The organism is Azospirillum sp. (assembly GCF_050789165.1).
This window is the reverse complement of sequence record NZ_JBOZRT010000070.1, coordinates 1-7,637: the sequence shown is the minus strand read 5'-3', so window position 1 is coordinate 7,637 and position 7,637 is coordinate 1. Positions and strand designations below refer to the sequence as shown.

Annotated in this window: 8 protein-coding genes, 1 tRNA gene and 1 pseudogene; 6 read left to right on the top strand and 4 right to left on the bottom strand. The window is 69.4% G+C overall.

The window, feature by feature from the left end:
• Positions 1 to 289, bottom strand: a 289-nt coding sequence (locus tag ACRWK7_RS16235; RefSeq protein WP_431857309.1) for a 2-dehydropantoate 2-reductase N-terminal domain-containing protein, incomplete at its 3' end; no start/stop codon positions are given.
• A 260-nt stretch (positions 290 to 549) separates the two neighbouring features.
• Here ACRWK7_RS16235 and ACRWK7_RS16230 point away from each other — a divergent pair.
• Entirely contained in the window at positions 550 to 762 is a 213-nt protein-coding gene (locus ACRWK7_RS16230) for a hypothetical protein (RefSeq protein WP_431857308.1), read from the top strand.
• 85 nt (positions 763 to 847) lie between these two features.
• On the opposite strand, the gene ACRWK7_RS16225 is transcribed toward ACRWK7_RS16230, so the two are convergent.
• The 3 genes from ACRWK7_RS16225 to gph all read right to left on the bottom strand — a co-directional run bounded on the left by ACRWK7_RS16225 (position 848) and on the right by gph (position 2,509).
• Positions 848 to 922 (bottom strand) — tRNA-Val (locus ACRWK7_RS16225).
• Between the two features lie 272 nt (positions 923 to 1,194).
• A complete protein-coding gene (locus ACRWK7_RS16220; RefSeq protein ID WP_431857307.1) occupies positions 1,195 to 1,794 on the bottom strand; it encodes a hypothetical protein in 600 nt (199 codons plus the stop codon).
• A gap of 25 nt (positions 1,795 to 1,819) precedes the next feature.
• Positions 1,820 to 2,509: a phosphoglycolate phosphatase gene (gene gph, locus ACRWK7_RS16215; RefSeq protein ID WP_431857306.1), complete on the bottom strand. Its 690-nt coding sequence runs from the start codon at positions 2,507 to 2,509 to the stop codon at positions 1,820 to 1,822.
• A 327-nt stretch (positions 2,510 to 2,836) separates the two neighbouring features.
• Between gph and glmU the strand changes: the two genes are divergently transcribed.
• The 5 genes and pseudogenes from glmU to ACRWK7_RS16190 form a co-directional block, all read left to right on the top strand.
• Positions 2,837 to 4,189 (top strand): bifunctional UDP-N-acetylglucosamine diphosphorylase/glucosamine-1-phosphate N-acetyltransferase GlmU, encoded by a 1,353-nt coding sequence (gene glmU, locus ACRWK7_RS16210; RefSeq protein WP_431857305.1) that lies wholly within the window; start codon positions 2,837 to 2,839, stop codon positions 4,187 to 4,189.
• A gap of 33 nt (positions 4,190 to 4,222) precedes the next feature.
• A complete protein-coding gene (gene glmS, locus ACRWK7_RS16205) occupies positions 4,223 to 6,046 on the top strand; it encodes a glutamine--fructose-6-phosphate transaminase (isomerizing) (protein WP_431857304.1) in 1,824 nt (607 codons plus the stop codon).
• Positions 6,047 to 6,307: 261 nt separating this feature from the next.
• Positions 6,308 to 6,727 (top strand): annotated as a pseudogene (locus ACRWK7_RS16200) (IS66 family transposase); the annotation flags it as partial.
• Positions 6,728 to 6,885: 158 nt separating this feature from the next.
• Positions 6,886 to 7,173 carry a CU044_2847 family protein gene (locus ACRWK7_RS16195; RefSeq protein WP_431857303.1) on the top strand — a complete coding sequence of 96 codons (288 nt, stop codon included), beginning with the start codon at positions 6,886 to 6,888 and terminating at the stop codon, positions 7,171 to 7,173.
• 76 nt (positions 7,174 to 7,249) lie between these two features.
• Positions 7,250 to 7,637: helix-turn-helix domain-containing protein (locus tag ACRWK7_RS16190; RefSeq protein ID WP_431857302.1), on the top strand; the 388-nt coding region annotated here is incomplete at its 3' end.

Below are 7,637 nucleotides of genomic sequence, written 5' to 3'. Positions count from 1 at the left end.
CGGTGGTGTTCGGCCCCAGCAGCGGCCGCATGGTCTCCACCGCGCCCGGCACCGAGTGGGCCTTCAGCGCGACGATGACGTAGTCCTGCGGTCCCAGTTCGGCGGCATCATCGGTGCAGCGCGGGTGGACGGTAACGTCCTCGTCCTTGGCCAACAGGCGCACCCCCCTCTCGCGCATGGCCGCGAGGTGGGCGCCGCGGGCGATCAGGCTGACCTCGGCGCCGGCCTGGTGCAGGCGCACGCCCATGTAGGCGCCGATGGCGCCGGAGCCAAAGATGCAGATCTTCATACCCGTCCCTCCCGCTTTTTCCCGTTTCGGATGCTGTCGGTATGCGCTGGTTGGTCGGGTCGCCAGCAATCGGCCGTCCCAACAACACGGAGTTTGGTATACCAAATACCGTATGTCAACATCCTTGAGGGAGAGCCATGCGGCGCGCGAGGGGTAGGGATGCTGCACCCGCGTTGTGACAACGCGGGCGGACTGATCCCTGTCAATCCGACGTGGGAGGGAGGGGTTTAACGTGGCGCCGAACCACAGAGGGCGCCGTCATGAGCGACGTGCAGGACGACCAGAGCTACGTCGAACAGCTGATCGAGGATTATTGCGGGGACCGGATCGCCGGCTTTCCCTGCGCGTGCCGGATCGAGATCCACCGCCAGTTCGGCGATGTGATGTGGCACGAGGGCATCGAGGCGCTGACCCCGGCACGCGTCGACACGATCATCGCGTACGCGACCGCGCACCCGGCCGAAGCCGCCTGACCGGCGGCCGTACTCACATCAAGATCTGGAAGCGTCTGTAAGGATGGTCGGCCATCCCGGCCCCTGCCATGTGCGAGGGGTGGGATGGTGGGCGCAGTAGGGATTGAACCTACGACCCCACCCGTGTGAAGGGTGTGCTCTCCCGCTGAGCTATGCGCCCATCCCGGCTTGTCGCCGTCTCGCCTTGGAGCGAAGCGCCCCGCCGCGGTGGAGCGCTTTCTAAAGGGCTGTCCGGGCGATGTCAAGCGCCCGCGCGCACTCTTTTCGCAAAAGAATCCGCACTCCCCGCAAGCCCGATACACCACGTCACGCAGCGGGCATGGTTACCGGTTCGTTAAGCCAAAAGCGGCGGATTTGCTTAATGGATCATTAACCATGCCATCCCTTCGCGCCCGATCGCGCCCGGCGGCGCTGCGTGACGGGTGTATCGCCCTACCCCGCGTGCCAGGGACCGCCGGGCCGGGCGAAGCCCTCCACGTGGTCGCGCAGCTTCTGCACCTGCGGCGGCGTCAGTTCCAGGCCGAAGCGGTCGCGCAGCGCCTCAGCCAGCGCGCCACGGGTGGGGCGCGCCCCCGCAACCGACAGCAATCGGTAGGCGGCGAAGCCGGCGACGTAGCGCCGCACCAGTTCCGGCCGGGCGCGCAGCTGGCGGGCCTGCGCGCTGTCGGATCCATGCAAGTGTTCGGCGAGGCGCCGCGCCGCCTCATCCGGCTGGATCGCCGGCAGCGGCACCGGCGGTTCGGCGGGGCCCGGCGTCGCTCCGGCCGCGCGCCGGCGGCGCTGGCGGTCGCGGTCGCCGGCCCTCAGGCGCTCGGCGTAGTCGGCGTCGGCAGCGCGGCGGGCGGTGCGGCGGGCGTTGGCGCGGGCGTTGCGCTCGGCGCGCAGCAGCCGGTCGCGCGCGCCCTCCTCCGGCGCGCCGCCCAGCAGGAAGGCGATCTCCTCCGGCGACAGCCGGGCAAGGTCGGCGTCGAGATCCTCGGGCAGGGATTCGGGCGCGGGTTCGGGAGGATCGGTGCGGTGCGGCCTGGCCATGTCAGGCACAACACCGGAAGGGGCCTCAGGGTGCCAGCGCCGCCAGACGCTGCAGCGCCGCCGGTAGCTCGGCGAAGCGGTCGAACACCAGGTCGGCGCCCAGCGCGTGCACGTCGCCGCGCGGGTAGCCGTAGCTGACCAGCGCCACCGGGATGCCCGCCGCGCGGGCCGACAGCACGTCGTTGACGCCGTCGCCGATCATCGCCGCACGCCCGCCGCCCAACGCCTGCAGCACGTGCCGCACCGGCCCCGCGTCCGGCTTGCGCACCGGCAGCGTGTCGCCGCCGGCCACCGCACCGAACAGCCCGCCCAGGCCGATCATGTCGAGGACGCTGCGCGCGATGCGCTCCGGCTTGTTGGTGCACAGGCCCAAGCCGACGCCGGCCTGCGCCAGCGCCCGCAGGGTGTCCGCCACGCCGGGGTACAGGCAGGACGGATCGGCCGGCAGCTCGAAGTAGCGGTCGGTGTAGTCCGCCAGCACGGCCGGCAACTCCGCCTCGTCGAGCGGCGCGCCGGTTTCCCTGAAGGCCTGGCGCAGCAGGTTGGCCGAGCCATCGCCGACCATGCCGCGCACCCGGTCCACCGTCACCGCCACGCGGCCGTGCGCCGCCAGCGTGCCGTTCAGCGCCAGCGCGATGTCGGGCGCGCTGTCGATCAGCGTGCCGTCGAAGTCGAAGACCAGCGCGGCGAACGGCATTCCGGAAGTATCGGACATCGGCGGTCGTTCCTGTGCGTAAGAAGACGGGTTTCGATAGCACCGTGCGGCGGGCGAACTCAAGCGGCGCGGATCGGCTTGCAGTCGCCGCGGGCCTTCCCACCTTCAGACAACTGCCGGCAGACGACCGCCGGCAGACAACCACCGGTGCCGCGGCAACGTTGAAGGACGCCCACCAATGCTCTAGACAGGCAGGCTCCCGGGCAGCCCGGCGCCTATTGCAGCTTGACACAAAAGTTGACTTGGGCGGCGCACGCCGTCTGTGGCACTGAAGGACCGCGCCCCGGCGCCAAGACCGAGAAGACCGAAAGCCTAGCAGGGACCCGCATGACCCGTCGTCCGCTCGCCTGTGTGATCCTTGCCGCCGGCAAGGGCACGCGCATGAAGTCCGACCTGCCGAAGGTCCTGCACCGCGTCGCGGGCCGGCCGATGATCGGCCATGTCCTGGCGGCGGTCGGCGAGCTCGACCCCGACCACGTCGTCGTCGTCGTCGGGCCGGGCATGGAGGACGTGGCGGCCTCCGTCGCCCCCTACCCCACCGCGGTCCAGGAGCGCCAGCTCGGCACCGCCGACGCCGTACGCGCCGCCTTCGGCCTGCTGGAGGGCTTCCCGGGCGACGTGCTGGTGCTCTACGGCGACACGCCTCTGGTCACGCCGAAGACGCTGCGCGCCATGGTCGAGGCGCGGGCGCAGGTGTCCGATCCGGCCGTGGTGGTGCTCGGCATGCGCCCCGCCGATCCCGGCGCCTACGGCCGCCTGATCCTGGACGGCGGCGGCGGCCTGGAGAAGATCGTCGAGTACCTGGACGCCGCGCCGGAGGAGCGCGCCGTCGGCCTGTGCAACGCCGGCCTGATGGCCTTCGACGGCGCGCGGATGTTCGACCTGATCGGCCGCATCGGCAACGACAACGCCAAGGGCGAGTTCTACCTGACCGACGTGGTGCAGATCGCCCGCGCCGGTGGCCACGCCTGCGCCGTGGTGGAAGGCGACGACCAGGAGGTGATCGGCGTCAACGCCCGCGCCGAGCTGGCCGAGGTCGAGGCGCTGCTGCAGCGCCGCCTGCGCCGCGCCGCCATGGACAACGGCGCCACCCTGGCCGACCCGGACACGGTGTACTTCAGCTTCGATACCAAGCTCGGCCGCGACGTGGTGGTCGGGCAGAACGTGGTGTTCGGCCCCGGCGTCACGGTGGGCGACCGCGTCGAGATCAAGCCGTTCTGCCATCTGGAGCAGGTGACGGTGTCCTCCGGCGCCATCCTCGGCCCCTACGCCCGGCTGCGCCCGGGCGCGGTGATCGGGCCGGACGCGCACATCGGCAACTTCGTCGAGATCAAGAACGCCACCGTCGAGGCCGGCGCCAAGGTCAACCACCTGACCTACATCGGCGACGCGCGGGTGGGGGCGAAGGCCAACATCGGCGCCGGCACCATCACCTGCAACTACGACGGCTTCGGCAAGTACCGGACGGACATCGGCGAGGGGGCCTTCATCGGCTCCAACTCCTCGCTGGTGGCGCCGGTCAGCGTCGGCGCGGGCGCCATCGTCGGCGCGGGCAGCGTCGTTACCCAGGACGTGGCGGCGGAGTCGCTGGCGGTGGCGCGCGGGCGTCAGCAGTCCTACCCCGGCTGGGCCGCCGACTTCCGCGACCGGAAGCGCCTCGAAAAGGCGAAAAAGGGCTAAGGTTAGACGTTCTTCCCCTCAGGAGACGGGTACATGTGCGGCATCATCGGCATCCTCGGCACCCACGAAGCGGCCCCGCGTCTGGTCGAAGGCCTGCGGCGCCTGGAATACCGGGGCTATGACAGCGCCGGCGTCGCCACGCTCGTCAACGGCCACATCCAGCGCCGCCGCGCCGAGGGCAAGCTGGTCAACCTCGACATGAAGCTGCGCGACGACCCGCTGCCCGGGGTGGTCGGCATCGGCCACACCCGCTGGGCCACGCACGGCGGCCCGACCGAGAACAACGCCCACCCGCACGCCACCAAGCGCGTCGCCGTCGTCCACAACGGCATCATCGAGAACTACGCCGAGCTGAAGGCCGAACTGATCCGCCACGGCCACGTGTTCGAGAGCGCCACCGACACCGAGATCATCGTCCACCTCGTCACCCATTACCTGGAGCGGGGGATGGGCCCGGTGGAGGCGTTCTCCGCCGCGCTGAAGCGCTTCGAGGGCGCCTTCTCGCTGGCGCTGATCTTCGCCGGCGAGCACGACCTGATGGTCGGCGCGCGGCGCGGCACGCCGCTGGCCGTCGGCTACGGCGAGGGCGAGATGTACCTCGCCTCCGACGCCTTCGCCCTGGCGCCGCTGACCAACCGGCTGGCCTATCTGGAGGACGGCGACTGGGTGGTGCTGACCCGCGACGGTGTCACCATCCGCGACGCGTCCGACCAAGTGGTGGAGCGCACGGTCAAGACCTCGGCGGTGTCCGGCGCGCTGATCGGCAAGGACGGCTACCGCCACTACATGCTCAAGGAAATCTATGAGCAGCCGCAGGTGATCGGCGACACGCTGAACGCCTACATCAACCCCGAGACGCAGTATATCAGCCTGCCCGAGTTCCCCTTCGACATCGCCAAGGCGACCAAGCTGACCATCGTCGCCTGCGGCACGGCGTACTACGCCGGCGTGGTGGCGAAGTACTGGTTCGAGACGCTGGCGCGCATCCCGGTCGAGGTCGATATCGCGTCGGAGTTCCGCTACCGCGAGGCGCCGATGCCGGAGGGCGGCATCGCGCTGTTCATCTCGCAGTCGGGCGAGACGCTGGATACGCTGGAGGCGCTGCGCTACTGCAAGCGGCAGGGCCAGCACATCCTGTCCATCGTCAACGTGCCGGAGAGCACCATCGCCCGCGAGAGCCACGCGGTGCTGATGACCATGGCCGGCCCGGAGATCGGCGTCGCCTCGACCAAGGCCTTCACCACGCAGCTGACCACGCTGGCCTGCCTCGCCGCCGTCGCCGGGCGCGCCCGCGGCGCCATCGCGCCGGAGCGCATGCGCGACATCGCCCGGTCGCTGCGCGAGGTCCCCGCTCGCGCCGCCGAGGTGCTGGCGCACGACGAGCGCCTGCGCGAGCTGGCGCAGGAGGTGAGCGAGGCGCGCGACGTGCTCTACCTCGGCCGCGGGGCGATGTACCCGCTGGCGCTGGAGGGGGCGCTGAAGCTGAAGGAGATCAGCTACATTCACGCCGAGGGCTACGCGGCGGGCGAGCTGAAGCACGGCCCGATCGCGCTGATCGACGAGGCGGTGCCGGTGATCGTGCTGGTGCCGTCGGACGGGCTGTTCGACAAGGTGGTGTCGAACGTGCAGGAGGTGTGCGCGCGCTCCGGCAAGGTGCTGCTGATCGCCGACAAGAAGGGCGTCGACCGACTGGGCGAGCGGGTCCGCTGGTCGGTCGAGCTGCCGGCCTGCGACCCGCTGGTGGCGCCGATCCTCTACGCCATCCCGGTGCAGCTGCTGGCCTACCACACCGCCGTGCTGAAGGGCACCGACGTCGACCAGCCGCGCAACCTGGCGAAGAGCGTCACGGTGGAATGAGGGAGAAATGCATCCCTATAGTTGTTGTTGGCTGACAATAATGTTTGCGCATGTACAACAAAGTTTGCTCATGCACAAAATAGTCTGCACATGAGTAACCGCCCTCCAGAGCACATAGACAAAAAAGTCCGCACATAGCTCAGCTTGCGTTTCCCCCGCGTTGGCGTATCCTCAAACGAGGTAGGCGCCCCCGTGGGGGTAGGCATGGCTCGCAGTCGGTACGGGTTCACCGAGGACAAGATCGCGCGCTTCTACAAAGAGCGGCAGGCCCGCTCGGCGCCGCTGGTTGCCGAACTGAAGGCGTGGCTGGAGAAGCAGCTCGCGGCGGTGTCGCGCAAATCGACGCTGGCCGAGGCGATCCGCTATGCGCTCAGCCGCTGGGAGGGGCTGACGCTGTTCCTTGCCGACGGCCGGGTGGAGATCGATAGCAACAGCGTGGAGCGTTGCATCCGCCCGCTGGCCCTGACGCGCAAGAATGCTCTGTTCGCCGGCAGCGACGGCGGCGGCGAGCACTGGGCGACGATCGCCTCGCTGGTGGAAACCTGCAAGCTCAACGGCGCCGATCCGCAGGCGTGGTTCACCGAGGTGCTGAGCAAACTCGCCGGCGGACACCCGATCACCAAGCTCGATGAACTGCTGCCCTGGAGCTATGCCCGGCAGGCCGAAACCGCCGTGGCCTGAAAACACCGCTTACACCGCTCCTGCGCCCAGCAGTACCAGTTCGGCTTGCGTGTGGAGGACACCGACCGACCGCGCAACCTCTTCCCCGCCCCCGACGCCAACGGTCTCTGCCCCCGCTGATCCCGCGTTCCCTAGCACCTAAGCCCTCAGGAGGTTCCATGCCCACCCGTCACGTTCGTTACGATCTCGCCGCTGGAGGCAGCGTTGTGGTTGAGGAGTCCGTCACCGACCAGGGCGGTCTGGTCGGGGTCGGCGATGTGGTGGAAAACGCCCGTCAGCGTTTCGAGGCGTTGTCCGGCATCCGCCCGGCGACTGCCGCCGTTCTGGAACAGGTCGCCTCCCTGGTGGACGGGCCGGACACCATAGCGCTCAAACCGGGCTTTTCCCTGAAGGGCGAAGTCGGGACTGTGCATCGGCCTGCAACACTGGGCCAGTTTCAGGGGTGATCGGCGTCCAATAACCAGCCACCCCTGATCTGGCAGGCTACCACCCTGGGTTTGGACGACGGGGTGGCGGACAGGGATGCTGACGGTGGAGACGATTGCACGGATACGGCGGGAGCACGCGAAAGGGAGGAGCATCCGGGCGATTGCCCGGTCGCTGAAGCTGTCGCGGGAGACGGTGACGAAGTACCTGCGCTCGGGCGAGACGGCGCCGCGCTATGAGCGCCAGCACCAGCCATTCCCGAAGCTGGCCGGCTTCCAAGAGGAACTGGAACGGCTGATCCTGGAGAACGAGCGGCAGCCAGCCCGCGACCGGCTTGATTATCTGGGGATCTTCGGGCGGCTCAAAGACGCCGGGTTCCAGGGCGGGTACGACGCGGTGCGCCGCTACATCAAACGCTTCAAGCAGCGCCAGCCGCCGGGCGGACCGGTGGACGCCTACGTGCCGCTGACCTTCGCTCCCGCCG